The organism is Burkholderia sp. Ax-1724 (assembly GCF_011752995.1).
Classification (GTDB): Bacteria; Pseudomonadota; Gammaproteobacteria; order Burkholderiales; family Burkholderiaceae; genus Paraburkholderia.
The window spans coordinates 77586-94586 of the sequence record NZ_VWWL01000016.1 but is presented as its reverse complement, the minus strand read 5'-3'; the positions used below and the strand labels follow the sequence as shown (position 1 = coordinate 94586).

Genomic DNA, 17001 nt, shown 5'->3' with positions numbered 1-17001 from the left:
GAGCGCCGCGCTAAAAAACACAGGGCGGCTATGTTCGCAGATGAGCGCATAAAAAAATAGCCGATGCGCGAGATAAAAATTCGCGCATCGGCCTCGCGTTCACGCCGCTTATAACGCTGACGGCATGAGCGATCGATGCAAACCTCAGGTCGCGCAGCGCGCGATGTCGAAGCGCAGTTCCTCTTCGGGCGGATCGTTCGGCGCATTCGCGGGACGCATCACCTTGATGACAGTATTGCCGTTGAGCGGCGTCAGCGTAATGAAGTAGGAGTTGTTCGAATCCGCGCCGACCGCGAGTTCGGTGGAGTCGCCCGCCTGCGAGGTGCGCACGCGTGACAGACGATCCTGCAGGCAGGTGGCGATGGATGTAGCCGTGCGTGGCGACGACACATAGACGAGCGGCGCGGACGCATCGCGCGCGGGACCGCTCGACGAGCCGCAGGCGGCGAGAGTGGCGGTGATGGCAACAGCGGGGGCAAGCAGAAGAAGTCTTTTCATGATCCGATCGTCGGCGTTCCCGGTCGTGCATGGGAAGATGAGGCACGGGCGAAGCGCGCTGCGGCGACGCGCAATGCAATGCTTCGCGACGAAGCCGCGATACACCGTCACGGCGGTGCGGTGGTGTATCTCGGCCGGGGCAGTATACCCACCGCACGCGGGCAGCGTCACTATGCGCGTTCGTTTGTCGATGCGCGCATGAGCGTGTTCAGCGCAACGACGGCGGATCGTAAGGCCCATGAAAAAACCCGCGGCGCGATCGTATCGCGCGCGGGCCGAAGCGCGGCTCGGGTGGATGAACCCGCGCCGCGCGTACTGCGTGGAAGATGGCAAGCGAAGCCGCAGTCACCGCGAGGCGCACGGCCCGGAAGCGGTACCTGCAAGCTGTGCTGCCTGGAGGCGTTGATTAGAAGCGGTGACGCAGACCGACGGCCGCCGCAACCTGATTGCCCGTCGACGACGGCGCGAGCGTGTTGATCGACGCGACGTTCGTGCCGAAGTTGCCGAGTTCGCCCGACGCATGCTGATACACGCCTTCGACATACACGTCGGTGCGGCGGCTCAGCGAGTAGTCGCCTTGCAGCGAGACCGTGTGCCACTTCGGATCGCCCGAGCCGTTCGAGCCCGTCATCTTGCCGTCGGTGAACGTGTACGAAGCCGCGAGGCTCAGTGCCGGCGTCAGCGAGTAACGGCCGTTCACTTCGTAGTTGTCCAGATGCAGGTTGGTGCCCGCGATGCCCGGCAGCGTCGCGCCGCCGACGTTCACGCCGGTGATGCCGTCGAGTTGCGTATGCGTATAGACAAAGCCCGCGGTGGCCGGGCCGTACGTATAGTTGATGCCCGCGCCGAACGTGCGTTGCAGTTCGGCCGCGACTGCCGCGGTGCCGTCGCCTTGCGACACGGCGCCGTTCAGGTTCGCGCTGCCCGAGTTGTTCAGTTGCAGATAGGCGGCCGCGAAGCTGAGCGGGCCGTTATCGTACGAAGCGCCCGCGCTCCATGCGCGATTGTTCGCGAATTCGCCGGCTGCGTTGCTGAAGCCGTACAGGCCGCCGAACTTCAGGCCCGCATAGTTCGCGCTCGTGTACTTCACGGCATTCTTGATCGAGAACGAGCTGGCGAGATTGTCGTTGTCGAACGGGTGGGCCGCGAGATTGTTGCCGAAGCCCGCGCCCGCTTCGGACAGCGGCGCCAGATAGTCGCTCACCGAATCGTACTGACGGCCGAGCGTCAACGTGCCGAACTGGTCGCTTTTCAGGCCGACGAACGCCTGGCGATTGAACATCGTGCCGTTCTCTGCGTTCCGCCCGTTGTTCAGGTTGAAGCCATTTTCCAACGTGAAGATCGCGTGCAGACCGCCGCCGAGGTCTTCGCTGCCGCGCAGGCCGAAGTACGTGTTCGACAGCGAGCTGCTGCCTTGCTGCCAGTTGGTGTGGCCGCCCTGGTTGTTCGAGTAGACGAGGCCCGCGTCGAGCGAGCCATATATCGTGACGCTGCTTTGTGCGTGTGCGGTGACGGCGAAGGTGCCGACCAGACCTGCGGCAATGAGGGTTCTTTTCATCTAGGGATCACTCCGGGATAGGGCATGGACAATCGGATTCCAGTGCGCTGACTGGCGATTCGTGACGAAGTGTAATTGCCGTTATGCGGATATTTAATTCCGCGTACTACAACAATTAATTCTCAAATTAGAGATAGTGAGAATTGATCGCCTAAGTACAGGCTGGCAAAAGAAAAATAATCTTTGCAATTAATGGGCAGAGGGCTTGTCAAGCCACTTGACGTTGTCCGGCAGCGACGGCTTACGGCCTGTCAGGCAGACTGGAGCGCGCCGCGCACCGACTTCATGACGGGAGATTCGCACTGTTTTTTGCAATGCAGTCTTCCGGTGGTGACGTTAAATCGTCAGAGCCGGCCACTTATAATCGTGAAAGACCCCTATGACCAAGGGTGTCTTTTTCATTTTTACACGCGGCCTTCGGGTCGCGTTTTTTTATGGGCTTTTAAATCCGGGTTATACATTGCCGCAAACTGGCGGAATGCGTTATTCCGGTCGGCGCGTGGCGCGGCAGGGCTTGTCTGTTCGTCAGAGTCGGCGGGGCGGCGTGGGCGGGGCGGGTAGAATCGCGGGTTCGATATGTTTTTCGCCCCTCGCGAACGTGAGTGAACCTGTAATGACCGACACGCCCCTTTCCTCGTCCGATGCGGATGCCGATCCGAATGCCGATGCCCGCGCGGAAGATTCGTCCGGGCTCGACGACAGCGTGCACGAAGAGCGTCTGTGGCGCGATAACGGCTGGACCGCGCGCATCATCAAGAATGAAGACGACGAAGGCTGGGCCGTCGAAATGATCAAGGACGGCGAAGCGGAGCCCGCGCTCGTCGGACCCTGGACGATGGGCCGCAACAAGAAGGACCCGAAGCCGCTCGACGTTTCGGCGTTCAACACGCTCGTGAAAACCGCCTCGGAAGTGCTGCGCCGTCATGAACAGCAATTGCGCGCGCAACTGCATAAGGCGGTGCGCGTGCCGAGCGCGGACGGCAACGACGAACTCGACATCACGCTCGACATCGTTCCCGACGAAGACGAGCCGTATGCCTTGCTGAGCGCGCTCGATCCCTTCGGCGAGCAGCTCGCGCAAGTGCAGGTCGCGCCCAACTTCAAGCTCAACAAGGCGAGCGCCGCGGCGTGGGTCGAAAACGGCTTTCGCCGGCCGAACTAGACCACCTGTCAGTTCCGCTTGCAGAAAATCGCGGTGATGAACGGCGCGACGTGGTGCACGATCGCCGTGCTGCCGGCATCCGCCAGTGCGCTTTTCACCTTGTCTTCGCTGGCGAACACGACCGCGCCATACGCCGACTGCGCAAGCGGTTCGCCGTCGCCGGTACGGAATATCGGATCGTCCTTTTCGAATCCCACCACCGCGAAGACGCGAAAGCCGAACGCGGTCAGATCGGCATGGGGTACCGGCGAAAACGCGTTGATCGAATTGCTTTCGACATGCGTCGGCTTCGGGTTGATCAGTTGCGGCCCGATCAGATCGGCAATGAACTGATGGCCGCTTTCGTTGCAGGCGAGCGGCGCGTCGAGCGCAACGGCCAGCGCGGGCAGCGGCAGCGCGGCGGCCGCGCTGAACAGCAGGGTGGCAAGAAAACGGTTCATGAGGGTCATGAGCTTGAGCGGCAATCCGGGTTCGCTGTCGTGGTTTTGCAACGGCCGATGGCCTCGCGCGCAGGCCCGCGAGGCCTTAGGCCTTGTGTATCAAGGTGATCGGGCGTGACAGGCGCAACAGGATTCGCACTTTATCGCGATTCGGTGAATCCCGCTGCGTGACCGACACACCCCTGTCATCGTCGGATCGAAGAGAAACGTACGGGAAGAAAGCAATCTTTTGTGAACCCGTATATATTTGCAGGTTATGACTTCGAAAGCTCCGCCTCCATTAAACGTTCCAGCGCCCCGCACATGGGACGCCCGGCTTGCACGCCGGCTCGTGACACCGCTAGTCGATACCTGGGTCACTCCTAATCACCTGACCACGCTGCGCCTTCTGATCGGCGTGGCGGGCGCGCTGTGTCTCGCCCGCGGCGGTTTTTCGTCGGCCAATGCGGGCGCATTGCTGATTGTGCTCTCCAATTTTGTCGATCATACGGATGGCGAGCTTGCGCGTATTGGCGGCAAGTCGAGCCGTATCGGTCATTTTTACGATCTTGCCTGCGACGCGCTTGTCACCGTGATGCTGTTCGTCGGCATGGGCATCGGTGTCGGCGGCACGCAGATCGGCGGCCTGAAACTCGCGCCCGGCGTGCTGGGCGCGGTAGCCGGCATTGCGGTCGCGCTGATCTTCTTCCTGCGCATGCGCATCGAGGAAATGGCCGGCAAGGCCGGCACGAAGCAGGCGTCGGTGGGCGGCTTTGAAACCGAAGACGTGCTGTACCTGCTACCTATCGTCACGCTGACGAACGTCGTGACGCCGTTCGTCGTGGTGGCGTCGATCGGCGCGCCGCTGTTCGCCGTCTGGGTCGTGATCGATTATGTGCGCGTGTCGCGCCGCAGCGCCCGGCTGGCAGCCGGCGCCGCCAAAGCCTCCGAAACCAGTCAACTTTGGGCCAGCAAATGAGTATCCACGCCGAAGACGACGTGATCGCATCCCCCGTGGCAACCGCCTCTGTCGCAGCATCTGCCGCGCCCGCACCGGACGCGGACCGCGCGGTCGCAAGCCGCACCCGCACGTTCGACAATCCGCGTCTGCGCAAAGACTTCGCGGCACAGGGTGCGTTTCTTTATCTGGACGACTTTCTCGCGCCGGAAGCCACCGCGCAGCTGGTTCACAGCGCGCGTGCCCTGCTCGATAACGTGAACCGCAGCTATCTGCCGGGTCACAAGCAGGGCGGCAGCGTGAGCCGCCATATGATCGACCGTCTTGCGCCGTTTATCGCCGAACTGTATCGCTCGAAAGAGCTGATCGGCTGGCTCGAGCAGGTGAGCGGCGACAAGCTGCAGGTTTCTCCCGCCGACGATCCGCACGCCTACGCGCTCTATTACTACACGCGGCCGGGCGACCATATCGGCTGGCATTACGATACTTCGTACTACGACGGACGCCGTTACACGCTGCTGCTCGGCGTGATCGACGAATCGTCGTGCCGGCTCGAATACGAGCTGCACACGCGCAATCCCGACGTGCCCGACGTGCCTGGCGCGGTGCAGATTCCGCCGGGCGGCCTCGTGTTTTTCGACGGCGACAAGCTGCGCCATCGCATCACGCCGGCCGGCGCCGAAGAAATGCGCGTGTCGCTTACGTTCGAATATGTCACGGACCCCAACATGCGGCCGTGGCGCCGTTTCGTCTCGAACATGAAAGACGCGATTGCGTACTTCGGTTTCCGCCAGGTGTTCCGTCAGATGGTCTCGCGGGGCAAGGGCGCTGCATGAGTCGCGTGGCGCTGCTTCTGCTGTCGATCGGCACGGCGCTGTTCGTCGGCCTGCTCGCGTGGCAGGGCTTCGGCTCGGTGGCTTCGACCTTGCTGGCGGCCGGCTGGGGGCTCGTGGTCGTCGCGGCGTTCCATCTCGTGCCGCTCGTGCTCGATGCCGGCGCGATCTCGGTGCTGCTTCGGCGCCGCGGCGCCGCGCGCGAGAACACCGCTTACGATCTCTCGCTGCGCGATGCGCTGTTCGCACGCTGGATCGGCGAATCGGTCAATAGCCTGCTGCCGGCCGGGCAGATCGGCGGTCCGGTCGTGATGGTGCGGCAACTGTCGCAGCGCGGCATGCTGCTGCGCGACGCGGCCGCCGCGATCACCGTCAGCACGACCTGGCAGGCGCTCGCACAAATCGTTTTCGCGCTCGGCGGCCTAGCGTTGTTCGGCGCATATGCGGCGCACGGCGCGCTGCACGACCTGCGCATGGCCACGCTGATCGCCACGGCCGTGCTCGGCGCGCTGATCGCCGGTTTCTACTATGCGCAGCGGCGCGGCCTGTTCGGCCGGCTGCTCGGCATGGTGTCGAAGGTGTTCGGCAAGCGCGACTGGTCCTCGCTGATGACGCGCGCCGAAGCCGTCGACGCCGCCGTGCAGTCGCTCTATCGCGAGCGCGGCCGGGTGGCGGCGAGCTTTGCGCTGAGCCTGGTCGGCTGGGTCGTCGGTACGGTCGAGGTATGGCTCGCGCTGCGTTTTCTCGGCCATCCGGTCGGCTGGATCGATGCGCTGTTGCTCGAAAGCATCGGTCAGGCGATTCGCGGCGCGGCCTTTATGATTCCGGGCTCGCTCGGCGTGCAGGAGGGGGGGTATCTGCTGCTCGCGCCGCTCGTTGGCCTGCCGCCCGACGCGGCGCTGGCGCTTTCGCTCGCCAAGCGCGCGCGTGAAATCCTGCTCGGCTTGCCGGGTCTGCTGGTTTTGCACTTCAGCGAAAGAAGCTGGCAACGGCGGCGCGCCACGCGGCGCGTGCCGGTTGCCGATTGATCTCCGTATTTTTTCAAAGGACCGCGCATGCGCGCCATCATTCTCGCCGCGGGCCTCGGCCTGCGTCTTCAGCAGCCGCCACAGGCCCAGTTTCCGAAGTGCCTGCTGCAGTTCGACGGCATGAGCCTGCTCGAACGGCATCTGCAAATGCTCGAAACCGCCGGGGTGACCGACGTCGTGCTGGCGCTCGGCTTTCAGCCGGAATCGGTGCAGGCGGAACTCGCGCGCATCGGCTGGCCGCATCGGGTCGAGACCGTGCTGAACCCGCGCTTCGATCTCGGCAGCGTGCTGACCGTGCATACCGTGGCCGATGCGCTGACGCGCGGTGGCGACGTGCTGCTGATGGACGCCGACGTGCTCTACGACGAACGCATCCTGAGCGCGCTGGTGGCCGGTGAATCGGTCAACCGTCTGTTGATCGACCGCGATTTCGAGGCGGGCGACGAGCCCGTCAAGCTGTGTCTGAAAGACGGCGTGCCGGTCGAATTGCGCAAGCAGCTGGCGGTCAATCTCGAGTACGACACGATCGGCGAATCGGTCGGCTTCTTCCGCTTCCGCGAAGAAACCGCGCGCCGCTTTACGCAGATTGTGGCGGGTTATATCGACAGCGGCCGCGCCAACATGCCTCACGAAGAAGCGGTGCGTGACCTGCTGCTCGAACGCAGCCAGGTGTTCGATACCGCCGACGTGACCGGCGCGCCGTGGATCGAAATCGACTTCCCGAACGACGTCGCGCGCGCGGCCAACGAGATCCTCCCGCAGTTGCAGCCGCTCGTTAGCGCGTCGCGCTAAGCCGCGGCGGGGAACGGGAAACGGGGAGCGGGGCATTGGGCGGGACACGCGGCGCGTTCCGCCGCCGCTCCGCATCCCACGCGGCAGCCCTTGGCTGTCTTAATCTCGACACGGAGACACCGAGCCCGGCGCAATACCGGCACGGCGCCGTGCGCACCGCTGTGCGTGGCGAAAATTCCTTCGCACAACAACATGGGTTGCCGCCGCGATGCCATAATCGCTGCTTTAAATCGTCGGCCTAGCTGCCTGCCGCCACGCCCATGCTGCTCGCCTTAGGCCCTTTCATCGTTCCGCTGATCGTTGCGTGCGCGATGTTCATGGAAAACGTGGACGGCACGGTCATTGTGACGTCACTGCCGGTTCTGGCGCGCGACCTCGGCCACGATCCCATCACCCTGAAGCTTGCGGTCACCTCGTATGTAATCGGGCTGGGCGTCTTTATTCCGATCTGCGGCTGGGTGGCCGACCGCTTCGGTTCGCGTACCGTGTTCCGCACGGCCATCGGTATCTTTATCACCGGCTCGCTGCTGTGCGCGGTCTCCACCTCGCTCGATACCTTCGTTGCCGCGCGCTTCGTGCAGGGCATTGGCGGCGCGCTGATGGTCCCGGTGGGGCGCATCATTATTTTCCGTTCGCTGCCGAAGTCCGAGTTTATTCGCGCGATGAACTATCTGGCGGTGCCGGCGCTGCTCGGGCCGGTGGTCGGGCCGCCGCTCGGCGGCTTTATCACGACGTATCTGCATTGGCGGCTGATCTTCGTCATCAACGTGCCGATCGGTCTGCTCGGCATCTGGCTGACCAATAAATACATCGAGAATACGCACGAGCCGCATCCCGGACGGCTCGACTGGATCGGTTTCGTGCTGTCGGCGAGTGGCGCGTCGCTGTTTATGCTCGGGCTTTCGCTCGTGGGCGGCGAACTCGTCTCGGGTAGCGCATCGTTCGGCATGTGCATGACCGGTATCGCGCTGCTGCTGGCCTATGTGCTGTACGCGGGCCGTGTCGAGTTGCCGGTGCTCGATCTGCGCCTGCTGCGCATTCCGAGCTTTCATGCGAGCGTGATCGGCGGTTCGCTGTTTCGTATCGGCTTGGGCGCCGTGCCGTTTCTATTGCCGCTCGCGTTGCAGGAAGGGCTTGGCATGACCGCGTTCAGAGCCGGCGCGATCACGTGCGCGTCCGCGTTCGGCTCGATCTTTATGAAGACGCTAGCGACGCGCATTCTCGGGCACTACGGCTTTCGTACCGTGCTGATGGTCAATGCCGCCTGCGCGGGTGTTGCGATCGCCGTATATGGGCTGTTTTTTCCAGGTACGCCGCACTGGCTGATCTGGTGCATCGTGCTGGTGGGCGGCTTTTTTCCGTCGCTGCAATTTACGTCGCTCAATACGCTCGCCTATGCGGATATTCCAGGCAGCGATATCGGCCGCGCCACGAGCGTGGCGAGCGTGATCCAGCAGATGTCGCTCGGGCTCGGCGTGACGATCTCGGGTATCGTGCTGCAGATTTCGCATTACGTGCAGGGCCATCCCAAGATCGTGTTCTCCGATTTCTGGCCGGCGTTTGTGGTTGTCGGCCTGTTCTCGTTCCTGTCGATTCCGATTACGGCGCGTCTTCCGCACGATGCGGGCGACGAAATTGCTCGCGGGAGCACGTGAGCGTGTGAGCACAATTCGCGGCGCTTGTAGTGCGCGCTTGCTCTATTTGTGCCGATCGTTTTACGCCTCGCGTTCGCGGCATCGGCTGCGCCGTTTTACCGTTCCCCAGCTTCGATTGCTTTGCTTCTACCCAGCCGATTCGCACTCCGCCAGTGCCAGTGCGATTGCGGCGGCACGTATCAAGCCACGTTCATCCCATTGCGCTTGAGTGCCTTTTTCAAGGCTTTTTATGCGGCAGTACGCCGAGGCATACGGCATATAGCGGTTTAGCAAAACCTTGCTGCGCATGTTATAAGCCCAAGGTAGCCCGATTCGTCATACGGATAAAACCGTCGTTTACGGAGATCGCAATGAAGTCGTTTCGCAGCGCCAAAGCTTCGCTTAGCGTTTCGGCCAGCGGTTTTGCGCTGGTTACGCTTCTGTCTGTTGCCACTGGTTTTCTCGAAGCGACGCCCGCGCTTGCCAAGGCGCCCGCGACAACGCAGCCCGCCGTGCTGAGCGGCTCGGCGATTGCCGTGCCCGATAACTACAGCGCCGATGCCGCCGAGCAGATTTTCAGGCAAGGCGGTAATGCGGTCGACGCGGCCGTTGCGATCGCCTTTACGCTTGCGGTCACGTTTCCGGATGCGGGCAATATCGGCGGCGGCGGTTTTATGACGTTGTATATGGACGGCAAGCCTTACTTTCTCGACTATCGCGAGCGCGCGCCGCTTGCCGCGACCACAAACATGTATCTCGACGACAAGGGCGAGGTCATCAAGGATATGAGCCTTATCGGCTATCGCGCGGTGGGCGTGCCCGGCACAGTGGAAGGCATGTGGGAAGCGCAGCGCCGCTTCGGCAAGCTCCAGTGGAAGCAGGTGCTTGCGCCGGCCATTCACTATGCGCGCGACGGCTTCGAAGTCAGCCAGCCACTACAGCAGCGGCGCGACGAAGCGGAGAAAAACTTCGCGGGCAAGACCAATTTCGATACATATTTCGGCGGTTTGAAACAGGGCGCCCACTTCAGGCAGCCCGATCTGGCCACGGTATTGCAGCGTATTGCCGATCAGGGCGCGAAGGATTTTTATTCGGGCAAGACCGCCGATCTGATCGCGGCCTCGATGCGCGGTCACGGTCTGATTACGAAGGCCGATCTCGAACAATACAAGGCCGTATGGCGTGAGCCGGTGCAGGCCGATTGGAACGGCTATCGTGTGATTACCGCGCCGCCGCCGAGTTCGGGCGGCGTCGGTCTCGTGCAGCTGTTGAAGATGAAGGCCGATCTCGCGCCCGACTTCAAGGGCGTGCCGCTCAATTCCGCGCAGTATGTGCATCTGATCGCGGAGATCGAGAAGCGCGTGTTTGCGGATCGCGCGCAGTATCTCGGCGATCCCGACTTCTATCAGGTGCCGGTCGCGCAGTTGATCGACGATGCGTATCTCGCGAAGCGTGCGGCCGAGGTCAATCCCGTTACGCCTTCGGATACGGCGAGCATTCAGCCGGGCCTCGGCACGTCGATGCCGGAGAAGTCCGAGACCACGCACTATTCGGTGGTCGACAAATGGGGCAATGCGGTTTCGAATACGTATACGCTCAACGGCGCGTTTGGCTCGGGTGTCGTGGTGGATCGCGCCGGTATCGCGCTCAACGACGAGATGGACGACTTTTCCTCGAAGCCCGGCGTCGCGAATGCATTTGGCGTGGTGGGCGCCGATGCGAATGCGATCGAGCCGAAAAAGCGGCCGCTATCGTCGATGGACCCGACGATCCTGACGAAAGACGGCAAGGTCGCGCTCGTCATCGGCACGCCGGGCGGCTCGCGTATCTTTACGTCGATCTTCCAGGTCATCAACAATATCTACGACTACGATATGCCGCTGCCCGATGCGGTTGCCGCGATGCGTTTCCATCATCAGCTCTTGCCGGCGAATACGATTTTCTGGGAGCCGTATAAGCCGATCGAGGGCGAACTCGCGAAGCAGATCGAAGCGAAGGGCTATACGCTGGAAGGACAGGATTTTGTCGGCGATATTCAGGTGATCCAGGTCAATGGCAATAGGCCGGAAGCGGCGACTGATCCGCGCGGGCGAGGGGTGGCGCGGGTGGTTCAGTAGAGGGTGTTGGGGGTTGCGGTTTGCCTATTCCTGGTCGACTTCGGGCCACAAGCGTGGGAATAGAAAGCGAAGGCTTTTTAGTGGGAGTCCAAAGGAAAGATCACCGCGATGCGAAGGCGAATCGAGCAGACCGATATCGAGTAGGGAGCGCGTAATCCGGCGCGCCAGAACATCGCTTACGCCGAGCATCTGATTGAATTCCGCGCGCGTGACTGCGCGGCGCGTCGCCACGAATTCCATAGCCAGTGCTGATGCTTCCGGTTTGATAACCGATTTTTCCGAACCGATCATCCATGGATTGGAATCGAAATATCGCAATAGATCGTGCAGGCGATCCGCAATGCCGTCGAATCCGGTCATGCGGACCATAAAGCTGACCTGGTCCAGGCAACAGTCCAGAAAGAACTGGGCGAACTGCACCAGGCCTTCCTGAGAGAGAGTGCCCCGGCCATCGAGATCATTACGGCGCCGCTGATCGGCCTCGCTTAGTCTGACATAGTACTGCTCATGTTCTCGCGCAAGGCCGCGAAGCGGGGACCATAAACCGTGCGTCAAATCGGCTGCACGCAGGGCGAGATGCGAATGCAGGCGCGCGACCCGGCCGTTGCCGTCCGCAAACGGGTGAATCCATGCCAACCGATGATGCGAGCAGGCAATGCCGATCAGCTGGTAATCCTTGATTCGTATGCGCGCATATCGAGTGGACCAGGCATCGAGTAGCGGCTCGATCATTTCGGGCTCCGGCGCCAGATGCCGGCCTACCGTGACATCCGCCTGGCGAAGCTTGCCGGGTTCAATCGGCTCGCCCTCGCTGGTAAAGCGCTCGTCGACCGGCAGATAGGAAAAGAACCGGTTGTGAATGGCGGCAAGCCGTGCGGGTTCGAACAGGGCGGATACCCCGAGCGAAAACCACTCTTCTTCAAGCGCGGTTTCCGTTGCGATATGCGCCAGCGCAAGGCGCTGTTTTTTGCGTTCGGCCATATCGGCGGAATAGTTCCGCTTGAGCGCGGCCTCGATTCGGGCAGGCGTGGTGTGCTGGCCTTCGATCTTGTTTGTGTAGTACGAATTCATTGCCCGCAATTGCGGCACGAGCGCAGCGGCAAGTGGCGTTCCGCTTACGGCAAGCAGCTTTTGTGACGAATCGACGAGTTCGGCGGTGCGTTCGAGCAGCGGATCGAGTACGCGCTCCTCGGGAAACAATGGTTCGAACGAAACGACGGTTGTCATAACAGACAATACGGTTCTATGTAGGGTTTAATGTCCTCGATTATATATCGCAACTAATTGGTTTATAAGGGTTAATTTATTTTTATGTAGGGTTGAATGTAGGGTTCGATGTAGAGTGCCCCAGCCCTACCTAGGGGCCGGCCGCGGCGCGGCCAACCCCTTTCCTCACCCCGCCTGCTCCACCGGCGTCAACGTCAGTTCCACCCGCTGCGCGCCGCGCAGCACGGTCACGCTGACTGGCCTGTCGATACGCGAAGCGTCGAGCGTACGTTGCAGGCTATCCACATCCTGCACCGGCTGTGAGTCGATCGCGACAATCGTATCGTCGGTGCGCAAGCCGCCGAGCGCGGCCGGGCTGCCCTTGACGATTTCCATTACATGCACGCCGCTTTGCGCGCTAAGCCCGAAATAGCGCTGCATACGTCGCGACAGCGGCATGGTCGTGCCGGCCACGCCGATATACGCGCGCCGTACGCGGCCATAAGCAAAGATCTGCATGATGACCCATTTGGCGGTATCGATTGCTGTCGCAAAGCAGATTGCCTGCGCGCCGGGGATGATCGCCGTATTGACGCCGATAACCTGGCCCGCCGAATTGATAAGCGGGCCGCCCGAATTGCCGGGATTGAGCGCGGCGTCGGTCTGGATCACGTCGTAGATCATGCGGCCGGAATTCGAGCGCAGCGAACGGCCCAGTGCCGAGACCACGCCGGTCGTGACGGTCTGCTGAAGGCCGAGCGGATTGCCGACCGCAATCGCAATCTGCCCGACGCGCAGCTTCGACGATTCGCCAAGCTCGACATGCGGCAGCGGCTCCGGCGAACCGATGCGCAGCACGGCGAGATCGCTGCCGGGGTCGTCGCCGACCAGGTCGGCGTCGAATTTCGCGCCGTCGGCAAGCGTCACCTGAATATGCGTCGCGCCATGCACGACATGGCTATTGGTCAGCAGATAGCCGTCCGGCGTAAATAAAAAACCCGAGCCTGTGCCGCCGCGCGCGCCGCGGCCGTGCCCGGACGGCTCGCCCGGCAGGCGGCGTTCGACGGCGATAAAGGCGACCGCCTGCTGGACGCGCTCGAGCGCGCCGATCACGGTGCGCGAATAGGCGTCGAGCAGGGCAGTGTCGTCGCTAAGCGGTTCGGTGGATTGGGGCCCGGGGGCGTCGGATACGGCGCTCGACAGGTCATCGATAAAGCGGGGGCGGCTTCCCATGGCGATGCTCCGGATAGGCGGGCACAAAGATGCGGGGCGCGCCGAGGATTTTTCAAGGGCGCGCGCATGGGGATGGGACGGCGGCGTGTGAGACACTTGCCGCATGCCGGCGGTTGGGTGCGGGCTCGCGAATTCGAGGTTGATTCGAGGTTAAGTGGGGCGTGCTGGACCGATATCGATAGTGTGGTCTCCATGCCTATGCCGCTGCGCTTTATCGATAAAAAGGAGACGCTTTATGCCCGCAACTACTTCCTCGTCATCGTCGCAAACCGCTTCTTCCGAACCGCGGATCGAATCGCTGAGTGCGATTACGCTGGCTACCGGCGATATGCGGCGCGCCGTGCCGTTCTACGAAGCGCTCGGTTTTCCGCTTAAATTCGGCGGCCCGCAGGAGACGTTTACATCGTTCGCATTCGGCGGAACCTATCTGAATCTGATTGCCGATGCTCGCGCGCCGGTCAACTGGTGGGGGCGCGTGATTATCTATGTATCGGATGTCGACGCGCTCTATCGCAAAGTACTCGCGGCGGGATTGCAGCCATCGTTCGCGCCATCCGACGCGCCTTGGGGCGAGCGCTATTTTCATCTCACCGATCCGGATGGCCACGAACTGAGTTTTGCCCGGCCGCTAGGCTAGTGGCGGCGTTTGCGATTAGGCTGGCGACTCCATCCAGCCGCTGATCCGGCTATCGGATCGGCGGCCGAATTTGCCGCCGGGAACCGCGCAAAACTCGCTATCCTCGCTATCATGAGTCGCACCGATGCATCGGCAATCTTACGATGCGGTAACAAGGATGACACCTTCTACTCCGATAATCGAGCAACTGCGTCCGCGCCGCGCTTGCCGCTGCGCGCCAATCCATTTCTGTTGCGAGGAGAGCTGCAATGAAAGAGCTTGACCCGAGATCCGAAGCCGAAGTCATGGCGGAGCGGCAACGCCGTTTCGAAGAGGACCTCATCGATGCCTATGACGAAGAGCTCGAAATGGAAGTCGATGACCGCATTATCGACGGCCCGGACAGCTTTACGCCCGAGCATCGCGAGGCGCGCAAGCAGTACTTCCGCGAGCTATTCCGCTTGCAGGGCGAACTGGTCAAGCTACAGGACTGGATCGTGCAGACCGGCCATCGGGTCGTCGTGATCTTCGAGGGGCGCGACGCGGCCGGCAAGGGCGGTGCGATCAAGCGCATTACGCAGCGGCTTAATCCGCGCGTCTGCCGCGTCGCTGCGCTGCCCGCGCCGAATAACCGCGAGCGCACGCAATGGTATTTCCAGCGCTATGTCTCGCATCTGCCCGCGGGCGGCGAGATGGTGCTGTTCGACCGTAGCTGGTACAACCGCGCGGGTGTCGAGCGCGTGATGAATTTCTGCACCGATGAAGAGTACGAAGAGTTTTTCCGCTCGGTGCCGGAGTTCGAAAAGATGCTCGTGCGCAGCGGCGTGCAGATTATCAAATACTGGTTTTCGATTACCGACGAAGAGCAGGAAATCCGCTTCCAGAACCGCATTCACGATCCGCTCAAGCAATGGAAGCTGAGTCCGATGGACCTGGAAAGCCGGCGCCGTTGGGAAGCGTATACGCAGGCCAAGGAAGTGATGCTGCAGCGCTCGCATATTCCCGAGGCGCCGTGGTGGGTCGTGCAGGCCGTCGACAAGAAGCGCGCGCGCCTGAACTGTATTCAGCATCTGCTGAGCCAGGTGCCGTATCACGAGATCGAGCATGCGCAGATCGATTTGCCGTCGCGCGTCTATCACGAAGACTATAGCCGTCAGCCGGTGCCGCAGACGATGATCGTGCCCGAGGTGTATTGAGGAGCGATTGGCGGTATCAGATTGGCGGTATCAAATAGCAGGGCAAAAAAAAGCGCGGTACGTTTTCTACGTACCGCGTTTTTTTATTGGCGAGGCCGGCGGTTACATCAACCGCCGGCCTGGACACTCAAGCTTAGAACACCGTCCGGAACAGCCAGTACAGACCCGCGGCGAGCGCGATCGAAGCGGGCAGCGTCAGCACCCACGCAAGGATCAGGCTGCGCACCGTGCTCCATTGCAGACCCGAGCCATTGGCCGCCATCGCGCCGGCCACGCCGGACGAGAGCACATGGGTCGTCGAAACCGGCAGGCCGTATACGTCGGCGGCGCCGATCGTCACCATTGCCACGACTTCGGCCGCCGCGCCCTGGCCATAGGTCAGATGCTGCTTGCCGATCTTTTCGCCGACCGTCACGACGATGCGCTTCCAGCCGACCATCGTGCCGAGCCCCAGCGCGATCGCGACCGCCACCTTGACCCATGTCGGAATGAACTTGGTGGCGTGATCGATCTGCGTTCTGAAGTTGCCGATCACCTTCGCATGCTCCGGCGCGAACTGCGGCTGGTTGGCCTTCTGCATCAGGCGGATCGCTTCGGACGTGACATACATATTGTTGCGCACGTTATCGACGATACCTTGCGGCACCGCGGCCATCGAGCCCGATGAGCCGACCTGGCTGCCGATCTGCGCGGTCAGCTGTTGCAGCGCGGGCAGCGTGGCCGGCGTCAGATGGCGTGTGCGTACGAACTCTTCGACATCGGCGCGCGGATTGGCCGAAGGCGCCGCGCCCTGCGTATAGTTCGCGAGCGTCGTCGCGGTTTGCTGCGCGACGGCGACGAAATTCTGCGTTTGCTCGGCGGTGACCGCCTTGTTTAGCGCATAGGCGGTCGGCACCGTGCCGATCAGGATCAGCATGATGAGGCCCATGCCTTTCTGGCCGTCGTTCGAGCCGTGTGCGAACGACACGCCCGTGCAGGTCAGAATCAGCAGACAGCGAATCCAGAACGGCGGCGGCTCCTTGCCCTTCGGCTCGGCATAGAGCGCCGGCACGCGCACGACCGCTTTCAGGATCAGCAGCAGCAGGCCGGCGAGCAGAAAGCCCACGATCGGCGAAAACAGCAGCGACTTGCCGACGCCGAGCGCCTGGTTCCAGTCGACGCCGCTCGTGCCGCTCGCACCGTGCATCATCTGATTCATCAGGCCCACGCCGATGATCGAGCCGATCAGCGTATGCGAGCTCGACGACGGCAACCCGAAATACCAGGTGCCGAGATTCCAGATGATCGCGGCGATCAGCAGTGCGAACACCATCGCAAAGCCCGCGCTGCTGCCGACCTGCAGGATCAATTCGACCGGCAGCAGTTGCAGGATGCCGAATGCGACCGCACCGCTCGACGTCAGCACGCCGAGAAAATTCCACGCGCCGGACCAGACGACCGCGAGGTTCGGTGTCAGCGAGTGGGTATAGATCACGGTGGCGACCGCGTTGGCCGTATCGTGAAAGCCGTTGACGAACTCGAAGCCGAGCGCGATCAGCAGTGCGATAGCGAGCAGCAGATACGGCAGGAACGAGCTTTCGCGAACGGGTTGCAGATCGTCGAGCAGATTGACGGCGCAATAGATGACGCCGGCGCCGAGCAGGGCGAGAAAGATAAACAGGCCGAAATTGCGCCCTTTGCCGCTAGCAGCGCCTGGTTGCGGATACGAGAGTTCCGGCATGACATGAGCCCCAAAAAGTGAGTCGCAGAGT

Annotated in this window: 15 protein-coding genes; 9 read left to right on the top strand and 6 right to left on the bottom strand. The window is 62.1% G+C overall.

Annotated elements, in window-relative coordinates:
* Positions 1–144: 144 nt before the first annotated feature.
* Together F3J19_RS19705 and F3J19_RS19700 are read right to left on the bottom strand one after the other, a co-directional pair.
* On the bottom strand, positions 145–498 hold the full coding sequence (locus F3J19_RS19705; RefSeq protein WP_167044699.1) for a hypothetical protein: 354 nt from the start codon (positions 496–498) through the stop codon (positions 145–147).
* 406 nt (positions 499–904) lie between these two features.
* Positions 905–2056 carry a porin gene (locus F3J19_RS19700; protein ID WP_167044696.1) on the bottom strand — a complete coding sequence of 384 codons (1152 nt, stop codon included), beginning with the start codon at positions 2054–2056 and terminating at the stop codon, positions 905–907.
* A 613-nt stretch (positions 2057–2669) separates the two neighbouring features.
* Here F3J19_RS19700 and F3J19_RS19695 point away from each other — a divergent pair.
* Positions 2670–3218 carry a hypothetical protein gene (locus tag F3J19_RS19695; RefSeq protein WP_167044694.1) on the top strand — a complete coding sequence of 183 codons (549 nt, stop codon included), beginning with the start codon at positions 2670–2672 and terminating at the stop codon, positions 3216–3218.
* A gap of 8 nt (positions 3219–3226) precedes the next feature.
* Here the strand turns inward: F3J19_RS19695 and F3J19_RS19690 are convergent, their stop codons facing one another.
* Entirely contained in the window at positions 3227–3658 is a 432-nt protein-coding gene (locus F3J19_RS19690; RefSeq protein ID WP_167044691.1) for a hypothetical protein, read from the bottom strand.
* 256 nt (positions 3659–3914) lie between these two features.
* Between F3J19_RS19690 and F3J19_RS19685 the strand changes: the two genes are divergently transcribed.
* The 6 genes from F3J19_RS19685 to ggt all read left to right on the top strand — a co-directional run bounded on the left by F3J19_RS19685 (position 3915) and on the right by ggt (position 10999).
* Positions 3915–4616: a CDP-alcohol phosphatidyltransferase family protein gene (locus tag F3J19_RS19685; RefSeq protein ID WP_167044688.1), complete on the top strand. Its 702-nt coding sequence runs from the start codon at positions 3915–3917 to the stop codon at positions 4614–4616.
* Positions 4613–5431, top strand: coding sequence for a 2OG-Fe(II) oxygenase family protein (locus F3J19_RS19680; RefSeq protein ID WP_167044685.1), 819 nt, complete (start codon positions 4613–4615; stop codon positions 5429–5431). The genes F3J19_RS19685 and F3J19_RS19680 overlap by 4 nt, the downstream gene beginning before the upstream one ends.
* A complete protein-coding gene (locus F3J19_RS19675; RefSeq protein WP_167044682.1) occupies positions 5428–6456 on the top strand; it encodes a lysylphosphatidylglycerol synthase domain-containing protein in 1029 nt (342 codons plus the stop codon). Before F3J19_RS19680 ends, F3J19_RS19675 begins: the two co-directional genes overlap by 4 nt.
* 27 nt (positions 6457–6483) lie before the next feature.
* Positions 6484–7248 carry a phosphocholine cytidylyltransferase family protein gene (locus F3J19_RS19670; protein WP_167044679.1) on the top strand — a complete coding sequence of 255 codons (765 nt, stop codon included), beginning with the start codon at positions 6484–6486 and terminating at the stop codon, positions 7246–7248.
* A 260-nt stretch (positions 7249–7508) separates the two neighbouring features.
* Entirely contained in the window at positions 7509–8903 is a 1395-nt protein-coding gene (locus F3J19_RS19665) for an MFS transporter (protein ID WP_167044676.1), read from the top strand.
* A gap of 350 nt (positions 8904–9253) precedes the next feature.
* Positions 9254–10999 carry a gamma-glutamyltransferase gene (ggt, locus tag F3J19_RS19660; protein WP_167044673.1) on the top strand — a complete coding sequence of 582 codons (1746 nt, stop codon included), beginning with the start codon at positions 9254–9256 and terminating at the stop codon, positions 10997–10999.
* 24 nt (positions 11000–11023) lie between these two features.
* On the opposite strand, the gene F3J19_RS19655 is transcribed toward ggt, so the two are convergent.
* Both F3J19_RS19655 and F3J19_RS19650 read right to left on the bottom strand, forming a co-directional pair.
* Positions 11024–12226, bottom strand: coding sequence for a Fic family protein (locus F3J19_RS19655; RefSeq protein ID WP_167044671.1), 1203 nt, complete (start codon positions 12224–12226; stop codon positions 11024–11026).
* Positions 12227–12391: 165 nt separating this feature from the next.
* Positions 12392–13438, bottom strand: coding sequence for a trypsin-like peptidase domain-containing protein (locus F3J19_RS19650; RefSeq protein ID WP_167044668.1), 1047 nt, complete (start codon positions 13436–13438; stop codon positions 12392–12394).
* Between the two features lie 235 nt (positions 13439–13673).
* Here F3J19_RS19650 and F3J19_RS19645 point away from each other — a divergent pair, with 235 nt between their 5' ends.
* Entirely contained in the window at positions 13674–14075 is a 402-nt protein-coding gene (locus F3J19_RS19645) for a VOC family protein (RefSeq protein ID WP_167044666.1), read from the top strand.
* A 248-nt stretch (positions 14076–14323) separates the two neighbouring features.
* Positions 14324–15250 carry a polyphosphate kinase 2 gene (ppk2, locus tag F3J19_RS19640; RefSeq protein ID WP_167044663.1) on the top strand — a complete coding sequence of 309 codons (927 nt, stop codon included), beginning with the start codon at positions 14324–14326 and terminating at the stop codon, positions 15248–15250.
* A gap of 133 nt (positions 15251–15383) precedes the next feature.
* Here ppk2 and F3J19_RS19635 read toward each other — a convergent pair whose 3' ends face one another.
* Positions 15384–16970 (bottom strand): inorganic phosphate transporter, encoded by a 1587-nt coding sequence (locus tag F3J19_RS19635; RefSeq protein WP_167044660.1) that lies wholly within the window; start codon positions 16968–16970, stop codon positions 15384–15386.
* Positions 16971–17001: the final 31 nt, after the last annotated feature.